Genomic DNA, 14,358 nt, shown 5'->3' on the forward strand with positions numbered 1-14,358 from the left:
ATCAGTTCACCGAGTACCGCTCCTTGAGGGTCGGGCACCGCCCGTAAGGTCCCCCTGCCGGGCCGTTCAGGTCGGCGAATTCGGCAACCTGAGGAGCGGCATGAGGACAGCGGAGTGTCCGCGATGACGGCAGTCGTCGTCGAAGGACTGGAAAAGGCGTACGAGAGCCGCGAGGTACTGCGCGGGATCGACTTCACCGTCACGGAAGGGGAGATCTTCGCGCTTCTCGGACCCAACGGCGCGGGCAAGACGACGACGTTGGAAATCCTCGAGGGGTTCCGCAGCCGGGACAAGGGCGGCGTGAAGGTGCTCGGACAGGACCCCGGCACCCCCGGCGGCAGCCGTCGGCTGCGCGAACAGGTCGGGCTCGTCCTGCAGGACATCGCGGTGGAGCCGTACCTGTCCGTACGGGAGACCGTCGCCCGTAACGCGGGCTATTACCGAGCGCCTCGCGACGTCGACGGGGTCATCGAACTCGTGGGTCTGCACGAAAAGCAGAGTGCCAAGGTCAAGGACCTGTCGGGCGGACAGAAGCGCCGGCTCGACCTGGCGCTGGGGGTCGTGGGAAATCCACGTCTGCTCTTTCTCGACGAGCCCACCACCGGGTTTGATCCCAGCGCCCGACGCAGTGCCTGGGAAGTGGTACGCAACCTGCGCGATTCCGGAACCACGATCGTTCTCACCACGCACTACATGGACGAGGTGCAGGCACTCGCCGACTCGGTGGCCGTGCTCGCGGACGGGCGGATCGTCGCGTTGGGAGCGCCGGCCACGCTGGGCGGACGGGACAGCGCGCTCGCCAGGATCCGCTTCGAACTGCCCGCGGGGACGCAGGTGTCGGACCTGCCGACGCAGGAGATCAAGGACGTCGACGGTTCTCTGGTCACCATCGAGGTGGAGGATCCGACGTCCGTGCTGCACTCCCTCACCTCCTGGGCTCTGGAGCGGGGCGCCACGCTCGGCCGGCTGAGCGTCGAACGGCCCTCCCTCGAGGACGTGTACCTCGACATCACCCGGTCCTACGACCACGAACCATCGCAGCCGGACACCGTCACCCGAGGGCGTCGATCGAAGCGGAGCCGTTCATGACCCCCCAGTCCTCGCCGCTCACGGCGGAGGTCCCACGGACCGCATCGGTTCCGGCGCCGGTGAGCGGCGACGATGAATCGCCCGGTCGTGGCCGTCTCGGCCTGCTGCTCCATCAGGTGCGGTACGAAGAGCTCGCCTTCTGGCGCAACCCACAGGCCGTGATCTTCACCTTTCTCCTGCCTGTGGTCATCGTGACGATCTTCGGAGCGGTCTTCGGGGGAGACGACAAGCAGGACTTCTTCTTCGGGATGTCCGGCATCCAGTACTACACGCCCACGGTTGCCGCGGTGTCCGTACTGGGCGCCTGCTACGGGCAGTTGGCGATCGTGCTGTCGACACGGCGGCAGACCGGCCAGCTCAAGCGGCTGCGGGCGACCCCGCTGCCGGCCTGGATCTACTTCGTCGGCCTGCTGACCCACTGCCTCCTGGTCAGCTTCGTCGACGTCGCCCTGGTCATGGCCGTGGGAGCCTTCTACGGTGTGACCCTTCCCGTCCACTGGACGGCGATCGTGCTGACGCTGATCCTGGGCGCCGCGAGCTTCTGCGCACTCGGAGTCGCCGTGGCGTCCCTGGTCAGGAACGCCGAAGCCGCCCCCGCGCTGGTGCAGTTCATCCAGTTCCCGCTGGTGTTCATCTCGGGCAGCTACTTCCCCATCCACGCCGGCGTGCTGAACGACATCGCGGGTCTGCTGCCGGTCAAGCCGTTCAACGACGCGATGCTGGCCCCGTTCACCCACGGCGGCGGCTACGAGTGGAAGGACCTGGGTGTGCTCGCCGCCTGGGGCGTCCTCGGGGCGCTCGTGGCCGTCCGGCGGTTCCGCTGGGACCCCCGGCCTCAATGACAAGAGGGTGGGATGCGTGCGGGGCGAACCACGTGTTGTGGTCCGCCCCGCACGCATCCCACCCGGAGTACGGCGCTCAGCGCGCGGCCAGAACCCGGCCCGTCCCGACAGCGTCACCGTAGAGCCAGTCGAGGTGCGCCAGGTCCGCACCGTCCGCCAAGTCGGCATCGCGCGCCCTCTGCAGCGGCCCGTCCGAGAAGTGGAAGGTCTCGGCACGCATCCGTGACCGCCCGTGGACCTGCGCCGTGCGCGGCCTGCGCAGGGCCTCGTACCTGCGCAGCCCGCTCGGGACGTCGTCCGGGCTCGCGGTGAGACAGTCCGCCAGCACGACGGCGTCCTCCAGTGCCTGGCTCGCCCCTTGGGACAGGAAGGGGAGCATGGGGTGAGCGGCGTCACCCACCAGTGCCACCCGACGCGTGCGGTACCGCGCGGACAGGTTCCGGTCGAACAGCCCCCAGCGGGTTACGGATGCGGCGGACCCCAGCACCTGTGTCACCTCCTCGTGCCAGCCGTCGAAGCCCGCCACGAGGTCGGCACACCCGGCGGGGGAGCTGCGGGGTGCATCCGCATCGGCAGGGTCCGCGCTTACGGCGCTGAAGTGGATCGTGCGTCCCGACGAGACGGGGTAGTAGGTGACATGCCGCCCGGGCCCGAGCCAGAACATCACGCGCGGATCGTCCGCGAAGGACGGGACGGCCGAGGCCGGCACCAGCCCCCGGTACACCGAATACCCGGCGAACAGCGGCCTGTCGTCCACGACGGCGCCGCGCAGCACCGAGTGCACGCCGTCCGCGCCGATGACGACGTCCGCCGTCGTCGATCCACCGTCGGGGAAGCACAACTCCACCCTGTCGTCGTATTCCACGACCCGGCTCACCGCCTGCCCCAGGTGCATTCGCCCGGGCGGCAGCAGATCGACCAGGCACGCCTGCAGATCGGCGCGGTGAACGAGGTAGTAGGGCGCCCCGAACCGGTCCTCGCACAGGGCTCCGTGCGGGACGCGGGACAGGAGCGTTCCGTCGTCCCAGCGCCGGGTCTCGATCGCGCCCGCCGTGATGGCCTTGCGGCGCATGGACGGCTCGGCTCCCAAATCGTGAAGGATGCGGGCACCGTTGGGGGAGAGCTGGATTCCCGCGCCGATCGCGGACAGCGCCTGCGACTTCTCGTAGACGTCACATCGCACACCGCGCCGGCGCAGCAGGATGGCGACGGCGAGCCCCGACACCCCGGCGCCGACCACAGCCACCCGCAGTCCGTCGGCCCTCATGACACGCCTTCCCTGTCCTGCCGTGCGCCACGGCGGCTGCCGGCCTCGTGGCCGTAGAGCCAGGCGCGCTCGCGCAGTCCCGTGGGGCCTGCGGCCAGCCGCATGAGCCGGTCCCGTTCGCGTTGTCGCGGTCCGTCGGCGAGGTGCATGGTCTCCGAGAACGCTCGCGACCCCCGCTGGATGGCTGCCGTGCGCGGTGCTCGGGTCTGCTCGTAGGCGGCCAGCAGTTCCGGTACGTCCGCGCGGTGCGCCCCCGCCAGCAGTGAGGCGAGCTCCACCGCGTCCTCGACGGCCTGGTTCGCTCCCTGTGCCATGAAGGGCAGCATCGGGTGCGCGGCATCGCCGAGCACCGTGAGCCGGTCCGCGGACCAGGCCGGCAGTTCCGGCCGGTCGTACAGAGTCCATCGGCGGACCGTGTCGGCGTGGTGCGTGACGTCCGCGACCAGCCCGTGCCATCCCTCGAAGGCGGCTGCCAGTTCGGCCGGGTCACCGGTGGCCGACCAGGACTCCGCTCCGCCGTCGGCGAGGGGAGCGATCGCGGCGAAGCTCATCAGCCGTCCGCCGGCCACGGGATAGCAGACGAAGTGCCGGCCCGGGCCCAGCCACATCCTGATCAGCGGTTCCCCGGCCGCCGCCGGCAGCCGCTCGACCGGAACCAGCCCCCGAAAGACACCGAGACCGGAGAACACCGGCGCGTCGCGCACCAGCGACTCCCGGACCACGGAATGGATGCCGTCGGCGCCCACCACCACGTCGGCGCGACAGATAGTGCCGTCCTCGAAGGCGAGCACCATCTCGTCCTCGTCCCGGGAGACGGACCGCAGCCGATGGCCCAGCCGCAGCGGCCGTGACCCGACCAGATCCAGCAGGGCTTTCTGCAGGTGCGCGCGGTGCACGGCGTAGTAGGGAGCTCGGTACAGCTGCTCGCAGGCGGATCCGAACGGCGTCCAGGTGATCAGTTCGCCACCCCAGCCGTACACGCGCATCTCTTCGACGGCCACGCCGTGCTCCCGCAGCGCGGGACCCAGGCCGAGCCGCTCCAGGTGCCGGGCGGCGTTCGGGGCGAGTTGGACGCCCGCTCCGATCTCCGCCATCGAACGGGCCTGCTCGAACACCTCGCAGGGCGTGCCGGAGCGGGCGAGCGACGCCGCCAGGGTCAGTCCCCCGATGCCGGACCCGATCACCGCGATCCGGGGCCGTCCGCTCACGACCGGCCTCCGAGCGCCGGGGCCGGGGACGGGAAGGCGTGCGTCAGCCATGCGTAGGTGCGCAGCTCGTCGAAGAGCGTCCTGCCGAGACGGTTGTGGAGCATGTGCACATGGGAGACGAGGATCTGCCCGGGAACGGTCGCCGTCGTGGTGCGTATCGCCGCGACGAGGTCCGACAGAGCCCCGTGCCACGCCTCGAACGGGCCGTGCCGGGACGGGTCGACCGGCTTGGCGCCCGCTGTGGCCGTGCGGCACATCTCGTCCAGCTGTTCCTCGGTGCGGCCGAACCCGGCCGCCCACGCCCGCCAGGCCGTGAGGCTGTGGGCGTAGAAGGCGGCCTGCTCCGCCCCGTCACCGAGCGCGGCGGCCGCGGAGATCGTGGCACGCAGGGCCAGAGCGGAACGTGCCTGCGGACTCGATACGTGCGGCAGCAGCGCGAGCACCAGTTCGCTGGACAGCTGGAACAGCTGCTCCGTGCGCGCCATCAGGGCGGGGCCGCCATAGCGTGCGGTCTCCGGCTCGTAGACGGCCCGGTGGACCCCCGGGGCGCGCAGCGCGAGCACGTCCTCGTCATGGACCGATTCGTTCCGGGCGAGAAGGCGGGCCTCCGCGCTGTAGTCCTCTTCGCTGAGCGGGATCTCCCCGTCGACCGGCCGGCCGGCCGTCTCCAACCGCTCGCGCAGCATCCCTTCCACCTGGGCGTGCTGCGCCTCGGTCAGGTCTGCCACCCGGAATCTGAGGTGGGGGCCGCCCTGCCAGTAGCGGATGAAGAACCACGGTGCGCCGTCGAGTTCGCGGACCGTGGGTGCGACGATGTCCTTCGCCACCCGGTCCAGCAACGACTGGGCGTTCGACGCCAGATGCAGGTGCCAGGAACTCCATTGCCGCGTCATCGTCGACTCCTTCCTCATACCCGCACGTCCAGCAGCGCGTGGGTGGCGTGCCTGGGCATGCCGGACACGGCGGCCAGGGTGATCATCTCGTCGTCGCCGAGCCGGAGAATGCGCTGCGTCGGCATCTCGTTGAAGGCACGGACCGGCCGGGTGAACATGCCGTGCGCCGTGGTGGACAGGCACAGGCCGTGCATGGCCCAGCCGCAGTAGTACTGCGCCGCGCTCCATCCGTCGGGTCCCAGGCGGGCGAAGAGCTCGCGGGGCTTGACCGACATGAACCAGATGGCCGAGGCGCGGCGTACGTCGCAGCCGGTGCCGGGGCCGAGCCCGTAGCCGTACTCGGCCTCCAGCCGCGCCGCGGCGTTCCGGTCCGCGACGAGCAGCTCCGGCCGTCCGTCGCGCACACGATGGATGCCGTCCTCGTAGCCCTCGACGTTCTGGAGGACGGCGGTGAGCGTCACCAGTTCCGCGGCGGCCCGCAGGCTGGGCCCGGGCGGTGGTACGTCCAGCCAGCGGATGGCGTCGGTGACGGATGCCTGGGACACCGGTGCGCGTCGGCCGGCCATGCCGAGCAGACGGCGGGGCATCCGGCCGGAGTTGCGCCGCCACATCACTTCCGCCCAGGACAGTGCACCGGGCGGCGCGGAGACGTGCGGCGCGACGGCCGGGGTCACGGGGGAGGGCGGGTCGGCGAACGCCTGGGTGCGGTTGACGCGTACCACGTCCGCGAGGGAGAGGTCGTCAGGCCGGTCCTCGGGCGTTCCGGGGGAGCCGCACGTGTGCGTGGCCGGGGTGCCGGTCTCCGGCCCGATCTCGATCACGAGAGGGAGCGACCACTCCCAGCGGGGGGACAGGCCCAGTTCGTCCAGCAGGTCGGCGGAGCCCTCGCCCGGCAGCACCAGCCGCCCCGACAGCCCGAACAGTTCCAGCCCCATGGCCAGGGCGCGCAGGGTGATGCCGAGCTCCAGGTTCACCAGGGAGCCCCTGAACCACTGGTAGGCGCGAGGTATGCGCGTGTATCGCCCCGTCAGCGCGATGCGCCGGCGTCGACCGCGCAGACTCCCGGCGGTGAGCGGGGTGAGTGCGGTGAGTGCAGTGAGCGAGTGCCGCTCGGGCTCCAGCAGGTGCCAGCCCTCCCCGTCGTCGAGGAAGACCTGCACGGGGTAGAGACATCGCGGTGAGGCGTACCCGCGGTGCGGGTTGTAGACGTTGTCCGGGTCGGACCACTGCACGCCGAAGCTCGCGACGAGCGCACGGGCGAGGTCCTCGTCCGGGCCCGCGGCCACCGCCCGGCCGTGCGGGAAGGCGATGGTGTCGAGCAGGTCGGCGGTTCCCCGGGGAAGCTCGCTGCGGCTGCCGCCCCGCACGCATTCCGGTGGGCGCGGCATCACATGTGCGCCCATCGGGGGTACCGGCAGGCCGATCCATGCCGGCACGGGCGGCGCGTCGTCGCCGGCGCCGAACTCGTACCACAGCGACTCGCGTTCGATGCTCCGGTCGCCGTACGGCGCGGGGAGATCCACCGGGGCCCGCCGTACCGCGTCGGGGGCCCACTCGATCAGGGGCTGCTCCGCGGTGCGCGGCAGCGTGCCGGGGTGCTCACGGGAACGGGTGCGGGTCATAGGGGATCTCCCGGTTCTCCTGCGGCGTTCCGGCGAGCGCGGCCACCAGCCGGGGAAGGTTCTTCAGTCGTTGCTGGGCGTGGCCGAAGCACATCGGCAGGATGCCGGGGACGACGGCCTTGGCGACCGACACGCCCACGTCGGCGTGTTCGCGGGTGGTCTGGTTCACCAGGACGATGTGGTCCAGGCCGGCTTGCGCGTACAGGCCGCGCACGTGTTCCAGGGCTCCGCCGATCGTCCCGCCGGAAGCCCGGCGCAAGGTGTCGGGCCAGCCGGGGAACGCCTCCTGCAGTGTGATCTCCGGGCCGCCGAGCACCTTGGAGACGCGGGGCAGCATCTCCGGCAGCGTGTACAGCTGGGGGTGCTGTTCCAGCTCCACCAGCTTCCACGGATCGTCCAGCGTCCGCTCCGCCTCTTCGCGGTTCCACTGCACCTTGTTGGTCACCAGCTGGGCGACCTCGCGCAGGGCACCGCGGATGGCGGTGTCGGGGTTCGCTCCCGATCCTCCGGAGGAGTACGTGGCGGGGAACGGGTTTTGACGGTTGACCACCAGCACCCAGACGATGGGCAGATCGATGTCCTGCTTCGCCAGCAGGATGTGCACGTCGAAACCGCGCGTCTGGATCAGGTCGATCAGACTCCGGTTCTCCGGATCCGTGATCGAGGCGTTCGCGATGCGGGGCAGCGGTGCCTGGCGGTGCCAGGAGAGCAGGAAGGCGTCACGCTCGGCCAGTTCGAGCAGGGAGTGCAGCGCGGCCTCGGCAAGGCTTCCGCCGGCCGCGCAGCCGCTGGAGGAGTCGTGGAAGTACTTCCGCAGGGTGCCCGGCTCGGGTGTCCCGCCCTCGGCGCGGATCTGCCGCGCGACGACGCGAGCCGCGCGTGCCGCGTGCCGGGACAGCTTGAAGCGCTGCTCGTACTGGTAGAAACCGGCCTCGGCCGGCACCAGGAGCGGCTCACCGGAGGACAGGTCGTGACCCCACACCCAGTCCATGGGCGTGTCCGCGGTCCAGGGGAGCACCTGACAACTGGGGTGGGCCAGCTGCTGCTCGGTGTGCTCACCGAGCGTGGCCGGATCGAGGGCGTGGTCGGCCACCTCGCGATAGCTGCGCTCCAGCAGCAGCGGAGTGTCGAACGGGAAGCTGCCGAGCCGTTCGTACGTCTCGATGATGCCGACGGGATCGGCCTCGGTGAACGTCGTGGCACGGCCGTGTCCCGGCGCGGCGGCGTCGGGCGCCAGACACATGCTCATGGCGAAGGGGACATTCGACTCGCGCATGATGGCCTGGATCGGCCCGTAGCGTGCGTCGAGCAGCCGCTCGCGCAAGGCGCCGGGTTCGACCAGGTGCGCGCCGCCGCTGCCACGCGTCGGGTTCCCGGGGGAGAGGGGCTCATCGTCGAGCGTCAGCGGCGCCGGCCGCCAGTCGTCGTCGAGTACGGCTCCATGCGTGGCGCAGGCCGGGCAGAAGAAGCTGCGGGGGATGCGGTGGCGTCGCACGTAGTGGCTGCCGACGGCGTACAACTCGCCCGGCTGCAAGGGATGCTCCGCCAGGTTCGCCAGCGCGGCATCCAGGAGTACGGGCAGCAGGGGCCGGGCTGCGCGCGGTACGGCACGCGGTTCGTCCAGCGCGTCGGCCAGCGGGTGCTCCACCGTGTTGCGCTCGCGTATCTCGGCGCAGCACGCGCAGCCCGAGTCCGTGCCGGGGACCCACCGCGGCCCGATGACCACCTCGTCGTCATGGACCCGTACCGAGACCAGTTCCTGCCCGTGCGCGGCCCTCGTCTCCCACTGCCCGCGCTCCCAGGCCAGATCCCAGCCCCGGTTCAGCGCGATCGGCGCGCGCACCGCGTCGCCGATCCGCTGGACGGTCTCGGTCCAGGACGCGTCGAGGGACGCCATGCCGGGGCCGTGGTGCTGTTCATCGCGCATGTCGGGTCTCCTGCGTGTGCTGCTGAGCCCTGACGGGGCCGCACCAGAAGGGAAGGTCGCCGAGCGCGTGGTCCGCGCGGCGGGAGTGGCCCTGGAAGGAGACGTCTCGTGCGGCGGCCAGCCGCGCGAGCTGGGTGCGCAGCGAGTGGATCTCCTGCTGGTCCGCGATGTTGACCGCGTCGGTGCGCAGGAGCGGCAGCCCCGCCTCGCCGCCCCGGGTGGCCTGCACCTGGGCGGCCGCCAGGGCGGTACTCAGTGCCTCGCGCACTGCGGCGTCGCCGTCGGGAGCCCAGGCCGCTCCCAGCAGTTGGCCGCTGTCGGACACCCGAACGCGTGCCAGCCGCCAGTCGAGTCCGGGAACGTGCAGCACGCGCACGGTGAGCGGCTCCGGTCGGCACTCCCGCAGGATCCGGCGGATGCGCGCCGTCTCCTCACTCTCCACCACGTCGGTGCGGGTGGCCTCCGCCTCGTCGGCGAGCAGCCGCAACGCGCCGTCCAGCAGCCAGCGTTCCTCCGTCAGGCCGGCGGCGGAACTCGCGCCGTCCGCCGCCGGGCAGCAGGACCGCAGCACCTCCAAAGCGGCACCCACCGTCGCGCACCACTGATCCTGCGCCCATACGGTGACGCGCCCCGGGGTGCCCGTGCGCAGTTCCATCTCCCGTACCGCCAGCGGCATTTGGGACAGCGTCTGCTCGGTGGCGGCCGGCGTGTACAGGCCCTTCCAGCGGGCCGTGAGAACGTTGACGCGCTCGATCGCGGCGTCGGCGTCCGGGGCCGCATCGGCCGGTGCGTCGTCGAGCCGGTGCAGCCCGTCGACCGCGGTGGGGCTGCCCAGCAGGATCCGCTCCGCGACGAGTGCGCCACCGTGCACGACGTGCGCCGCACCGGCCTCGCCGATGCCCAACAGGACGTCGACCGCCAGCTGGCCGGCGATCGCGCCGATCATCGCATCCGCCACCGGCCGGGCCGCCGGGCCCAGTTCCTCGCCGCGCGCCCAGCCGAGCACCCGGTGACGGACGGCGACCGGCACCGGGTCGCCGTCCGCGCCCCGCACGACCGGTCCCGCCTGCAGGACACGGTCGTGCACCAGGACCGGCACCACCGGCACACCGGCCAGTATCCGGCGTGCACCGTGGAGGTCGAACCCGCCGGCCCGCAACTCGTCGTCGGTGCCGCAGTACAGCACGGCATCCAGCGCGCCGCACGCGCCGAGTGCGGTCACCTCCGGCATCAGCACCTCACCGACACCGGCTCGGCCCAGCCCGCGGGCAGCCGAACGGGCGGCGTCCGCCTGACCGCACACGGCGACCCTCGCGGTGCGCAGCCGAGCGAACGCGCTGTACGGGTCGGCGCACACCGACTCCGCATAGGCGAGCGAGCCGGCATACCGTTCGCGGTCCGCACTGCTGGGCTCGGGCCCGCCCAGCATCTCCTCCTCCAGCAGCATGCCGTGCTCGCGCAGCCCTTGGGTCACCTGTCGCACAACGGACCGGGCCCGTTCCGATCCCAGTGCCGCAACGAGCTCGTCCTCGGTCGTCCCCTGTTCCAGCAGCGGCAGGCACACGTCCGCGACCTTGAACAGGTGCTCCCAGCCCTTGAGGACGAACTGCGTCCGCGCTCCGCTGAAGTACACCCCGCCCGGTACCGGTGCACAGTGCAGGTACGGCCTTGCTCTCATCGTCATCGGTCCTCCCCCTCGTACCGGAACAAGCCGCCCGGACGGCGTCCCATCTCCACCACCCACTCCTGCGCGTGCGTCCCGTCGACGACCGAAGGCAGGGCCTCTTGCAGGTAGTTGACCGCTTCGTCCTCCGTCACCCGGCGATCCAGCATCTTCGGCAGGACACGCGTGCACAGCGCGCCGGCGAGGTCCACGTACTGCGGCTTGTGCTGCAGGCGGCGGGGCAGTGCGTCGGCCGGGTCGAGCGTCCGTGGCGCGTCCTGCCCGAACGCCGTCTTCAGGACCACCTCCTCGGGCACGTCGTAGCGTGCGCGCCAGGAGGTCAGCCGCCGCAGCAGTTCGTGGTCGGAGAGTCCCGCGGTCAACGCGGAAGCCAGCTCCGCACCGCCGTACCAGCGGCGCCTGGCCAGGACGACGTCACCGACCGAGATCCTCGGCGTCGTCAGGGTGCGCTGCTGATCCCACGCCCGAGTGCGGTGCCAGCCGTCGATCAGGTCGTTGTTCAGCCGCCCCCCGGTGGACAGGGACGTCGCCAGGGACAGCGGGGGCGGGAAGAGCCCCGGATGGCCCGTGCCGAGGGCCAGGACCCGGATCCGTCGCCCGTCGGCGTCCTCGACGGCCAGCGTGTCGCTGTCCTCGTCGTGTGTCAGACGCAGGGAGTACCAGTCGTCCGGGTGCAGCCCCTCCGGCAGGATCCGTGGATGCGCGTTGACGTTGAGGCGGTGCAGGCCCAGCTCCTCCACCACGCGCGCGCCGTCCCACGTGTACCGGTCGATCAGGCGCCGTGCCAGGTGTCCGACGGAGTCGCCGGCCAGCTTCCGGTCGGCGTCGAGGAACCGGGCGTACAGCATGCCGTGCCCGGGCAGCCCGTCGTTGAACACGAGCCGGTCACCCACCGCCTGCACCAGCACCCCGTAGCTCAACGGGTCCTGGCGGACGCGGGCCGGCAGGTCGGCGGTGAGGTCGCGGGCCTCCGGCGCGGACAGCGTGACGTCCGCCTCCTGGCCGTTGACCGCCTTGGTGATACGGGCCTGCGTCTCCTCGATGACCCGCTGACGCAGCGCGAAGAGCCGCTCCAAAGTGCCGTCCGCCGTGCCCAGACCGGCGAGGGCGTCCATGTCGCCCTGGGCGTACGAGGCGTTCATCACGCCCGCGCGCCTGGAGACCTCGCGCACCAGCGACTCGGCGTGCTCGGCGAGTGGAACGCTCGCTCCGGAGCCGAAGCGCTGCACAAAGGCGGCCGTCGTGAGAATCCGTACGTCGTGCAGCCAGTCGAACGCCGACAGAAGCTCCACGGTGGCGCCGAGGTCCTCCAGCCGGCCCCGCCAGCGATCGGGGTCGACCGTCCGGGGGCGAAGCACATAGTCCTCTTCGACGGTGACGCGCGCGGGTCGCCGGGCCAGGGTGCTCAGCTCCCGGAACCCGCCCTCGAGCGCCCGCAGTTCGTCCCGGCGACCGGCGGCCGGACCGGTGGCCAGCCGGGGCAGCCGGGACCTGACGTCCTCCAGCAGTTCGCCGCCCGGCGTTCCCGGCCGGGCAAGCAGCTCTTCCAGGTCGGCGGCCCCGTCCTCCGGCTCGTTGTAGGTGCACAGGATCCCCTGGTGGACCGCCTGCAGGATCGCTTTCGCCGCGTCCTGCCCGGCACATCCCGTCTGTCCGGCGATATGGGCCACCACCGAGCGCACCGGTCGAGGACCCATGACGGTCGCGTCGACCAGCGCCCGCAGCACGCCCTTGACCGGAGTGGACAGCCGCTGGAAACCGGAGTCCGCGGGACGCAGGAAGAAGAGCGTGCCGCGTTCCTCGTCCAGCGCCGAGGTCGGGGACAGGGACACCCAGGCGTTGAGCAGCGCGGAGCCCGTGACCTGCGGCAGGCCCCCCAGGACGTAGTTGAGCATGACGCGGTCCAGGCTCGGGAAGGCGGTCGCCCCCTCGAAGCCCACCTCACCCGGATCGACCCCGCCCGGCCCGGGCACGGCGATCCCGACGGCGGTGAAACGGGCGAGCGGGCTGGTGCGGACCATGGCCCGCGTCACGTACTGGATCAGTCCTCGCTCGGACTTGCGGCTGCGTGCGGTCAGCCGGCCGGGGCCCGCGACCGCGGCACGGTAGCGCTCCGCCTCCTCGTACACCTCGGGGGAGACGAGGGCCAGCGAGCGGCGCAGGTCCTCGTCACCCAGCACTTCGGCCAGCAGCTGACGCTCCTGATCCGCGGCCTGCTCGTAGCACTGGGCGACCTCCTCACCCAGCAGCCGCCGTTGTTCGACGGCGTCCTGCCACGCGGCCACCGACGGCACGTCGGGCAGGGTGCGCTTGACGGCACGGTCGTTGTGGATGGCGCGGCGCACGGCGATGAGCCGGCCGCGCACGGTGTCGTCGGACGTCGCGCCGATGAGGGCGTACAGCTCCTCGGAGCACTGCACGGCCGTTGCCCGTACGGCGCGTTCGGCCTGCGCCAAGCGCGTCAGCAGGCTCCGGAGGGCCGGGTCGCCGAGACGGCGGCCGGCCAGGGGGTTGATGCGCAGCAGCCACAGAGGGCCCTCGGCCGCAGCGGGGGGCGGCGACTGCGGGGCCGTGACGGCCGGTGTCTCCGGCGCGGTCATCGCACGGCCTCCCCGGCTTCCGCCCAGCGCAACTGCCCGTCGGCCAGCCGCTCCTGCCAGGTCTCGCCGAGAACCTCGTCGATCGTCTCGGCGAGGGCGTAACACATGTAGAAGCGCTGGACCGGGGAGACGGTGAGCAGCGGCAACTGCTGGTAGAAGAGGTTGATGAGCAGGCGGTACGAGGCGAACCACGGGGTCGGATTGTCGATCACCCCGGCCTGCGCGGTGGCCCGGTGGAAGTCGGTGTCGGGGTGCCTGCCCTGCGGCACCGCCTCGGGAGCGGTGGGCGGACCCATGGCGGTGCCGTCCACGGACGCGTTGATCGAGTCGAGCAGCTCGGGGGTCAGCCTGCCCTCCACCACCGCGCTGTCCAGCGCGCCGGCGCAGTAGGCGAAGGCCACGCGCCAGTCGGCGGCCGCGGGGCCCACCTCTCCCGCGAGGCGTTGCTCGACCACGGGGCGCAGCAGGTGGACCTCTTGGGCCAGGCGCGCCGCGAACACCGGCCGCATGTCCTTGCTGGGGGCCGCCCAGGCGAAGAACGCCTCGGCGTGGGAGCGGAAGGAGAACGCGCCGTGGGCAAGGCCCAGGAAGTAGGAGTCACCCAGGGCGAGGAACGCCTCCGCGAGCCTGGTGGTGGCCAGTGAGGGATTCCGGGCCAGTTTCTCGATGGTGTTCATCAGCGGCCCGCACAGGACCCCGGGCACCACCTCGGCCTCCCGCACTTCGCGCAACGCCGGGTTGCCGGGGGCCACGTCGTCCGCGCCGAGGAATTCGATCTCGCCGTGCTCACGCATGGGCAGATAGGGCGGGGCCACCGCCTCGAGACGGCCGAACTCCCGCGCCTGGGCGAGATAGGTCTCCTCGTCCAGCGCCCGGTCCGCGGGCAGCGGGCCGGCGTCCAGCCGCTGTGCGAGATCGCTCCACGCAAGGTCCCGCCCCGGCGCGCCGCGCCCCATGACGTCCACGTGCGGTCCGTGCAGCCATCCGCGGCGCAGCCGTACGCCGGTGGCTCCGCCGTCCTTGAGCGAGCGGGCGAGGGGCACCACCGACCTGGCGAGCCATGACAGCGTCACCGGCGCCCTGGTGTAGAGCCGCATTCCCTCGGCGCGGCCTGCCCCCGGCCCGACGACACCATCTACAGTCACATTGGCTCCCATGGTCAGCCATCCTTCAAGAAACAAATGAGGCCAGAAAAGAGCTTCCGCTCGATTACTGACATGCGTCAC

10 protein-coding genes are annotated in these 14,358 nt (G+C 71.6%); 2 read left to right on the forward strand and 8 right to left on the reverse strand.

Annotation, left to right across the window (positions count from 1 at the left end):
- Nucleotides 1-123 precede the first annotated feature (123 nt).
- Both ACIBN2_RS13060 and ACIBN2_RS13065 read left to right on the forward strand, forming a co-directional pair.
- On the forward strand, nt 124-1,089 hold the full coding sequence (locus ACIBN2_RS13060) for an ATP-binding cassette domain-containing protein (protein ID WP_399134380.1): 966 nt from the start codon (nt 124-126) through the stop codon (nt 1,087-1,089).
- The gene (locus tag ACIBN2_RS13065; RefSeq protein ID WP_399134381.1) at nt 1,086-1,931 is read left to right on the forward strand and encodes an ABC transporter permease; all 846 of its coding nucleotides are present in this window, start codon (nt 1,086-1,088) and stop codon (nt 1,929-1,931) included. The genes ACIBN2_RS13060 and ACIBN2_RS13065 overlap by 4 nt, the downstream gene beginning before the upstream one ends.
- 76 nt (nt 1,932-2,007) lie before the next feature.
- Here the strand turns inward: ACIBN2_RS13065 and ACIBN2_RS13070 are convergent, their stop codons facing one another.
- Genes ACIBN2_RS13070 through ACIBN2_RS13105 form a run of 8 tightly spaced genes read right to left on the reverse strand, consistent with a single transcriptional unit; the run spans nt 2,008 to nt 14,277 of the window.
- Nucleotides 2,008-3,198, reverse strand: coding sequence for an FAD-dependent monooxygenase (locus ACIBN2_RS13070; RefSeq protein WP_399134382.1), 1,191 nt, complete (start codon nt 3,196-3,198; stop codon nt 2,008-2,010).
- On the reverse strand, nt 3,195-4,406 hold the full coding sequence (locus tag ACIBN2_RS13075) for an FAD-dependent monooxygenase (RefSeq protein WP_399134383.1): 1,212 nt from the start codon (nt 4,404-4,406) through the stop codon (nt 3,195-3,197). Before ACIBN2_RS13075 ends, ACIBN2_RS13070 begins: the two co-directional genes overlap by 4 nt.
- Complete coding sequence (locus ACIBN2_RS13080; RefSeq protein WP_399134384.1) at nt 4,403-5,299, reverse strand: thiopeptide-type bacteriocin biosynthesis protein; 897 nt, start codon at nt 5,297-5,299, stop codon at nt 4,403-4,405. The genes ACIBN2_RS13075 and ACIBN2_RS13080 overlap by 4 nt, the downstream gene beginning before the upstream one ends.
- Before the next feature lie 14 nt (nt 5,300-5,313).
- A complete protein-coding gene (locus ACIBN2_RS13085; RefSeq protein ID WP_399134385.1) occupies nt 5,314-6,921 on the reverse strand; it encodes a hypothetical protein in 1,608 nt (535 codons plus the stop codon).
- Complete coding sequence (locus tag ACIBN2_RS13090; protein ID WP_399134386.1) at nt 6,899-8,848, reverse strand: TOMM precursor leader peptide-binding protein; 1,950 nt, start codon at nt 8,846-8,848, stop codon at nt 6,899-6,901. Before ACIBN2_RS13090 ends, ACIBN2_RS13085 begins: the two co-directional genes overlap by 23 nt.
- A complete protein-coding gene (locus tag ACIBN2_RS13095) occupies nt 8,838-10,532 on the reverse strand; it encodes a hypothetical protein (RefSeq protein ID WP_399134387.1) in 1,695 nt (564 codons plus the stop codon). The genes ACIBN2_RS13090 and ACIBN2_RS13095 overlap by 11 nt, the downstream gene beginning before the upstream one ends.
- The gene (locus tag ACIBN2_RS13100; protein ID WP_399134388.1) at nt 10,529-13,132 is read right to left on the reverse strand and encodes a hypothetical protein; all 2,604 of its coding nucleotides are present in this window, start codon (nt 13,130-13,132) and stop codon (nt 10,529-10,531) included. The genes ACIBN2_RS13095 and ACIBN2_RS13100 overlap by 4 nt, the downstream gene beginning before the upstream one ends.
- A complete protein-coding gene (locus ACIBN2_RS13105; protein WP_399134389.1) occupies nt 13,129-14,277 on the reverse strand; it encodes a hypothetical protein in 1,149 nt (382 codons plus the stop codon). The genes ACIBN2_RS13100 and ACIBN2_RS13105 overlap by 4 nt, the downstream gene beginning before the upstream one ends.
- Nucleotides 14,278-14,358: the final 81 nt, after the last annotated feature.

The sequence above is a fragment of the Streptomyces sp. NPDC050534 genome, assembly GCF_044457745.1.
Taxonomy (GTDB): Bacteria; Actinomycetota; Actinomycetes; order Streptomycetales; family Streptomycetaceae; genus Streptomyces.

Excerpts from the sequence above, each read along its gene's own strand:
- ACIBN2_RS13070 (WP_399134382.1), bottom strand. The coding sequence starts at position 3,198 with ATGAGGGCCGACGGACTGCGGGTGGCTGTGGTCGGCGCCGGGGTGTCG.
- ACIBN2_RS13095 (WP_399134387.1), bottom strand. The coding sequence starts at position 10,532 with ATGACGATGAGAGCAAGGCCGTACCTGCACTGTGCACCGGTACCGGGC.
- ACIBN2_RS13085 (WP_399134385.1), bottom strand. The coding sequence starts at position 6,921 with ATGACCCGCACCCGTTCCCGTGAGCACCCCGGCACGCTGCCGCGCACC.
- ACIBN2_RS13090 (WP_399134386.1), bottom strand. The coding sequence starts at position 8,848 with ATGCGCGATGAACAGCACCACGGCCCCGGCATGGCGTCCCTCGACGCG.
- ACIBN2_RS13080 (WP_399134384.1), bottom strand. The coding sequence starts at position 5,299 with ATGACGCGGCAATGGAGTTCCTGGCACCTGCATCTGGCGTCGAACGCC.
- ACIBN2_RS13060 (WP_399134380.1), top strand. The coding sequence starts at position 124 with ATGACGGCAGTCGTCGTCGAAGGACTGGAAAAGGCGTACGAGAGCCGC.
- ACIBN2_RS13065 (WP_399134381.1), top strand. The coding sequence starts at position 1,086 with ATGACCCCCCAGTCCTCGCCGCTCACGGCGGAGGTCCCACGGACCGCA.
- ACIBN2_RS13100 (WP_399134388.1), bottom strand. The coding sequence starts at position 13,132 with ATGACCGCGCCGGAGACACCGGCCGTCACGGCCCCGCAGTCGCCGCCC.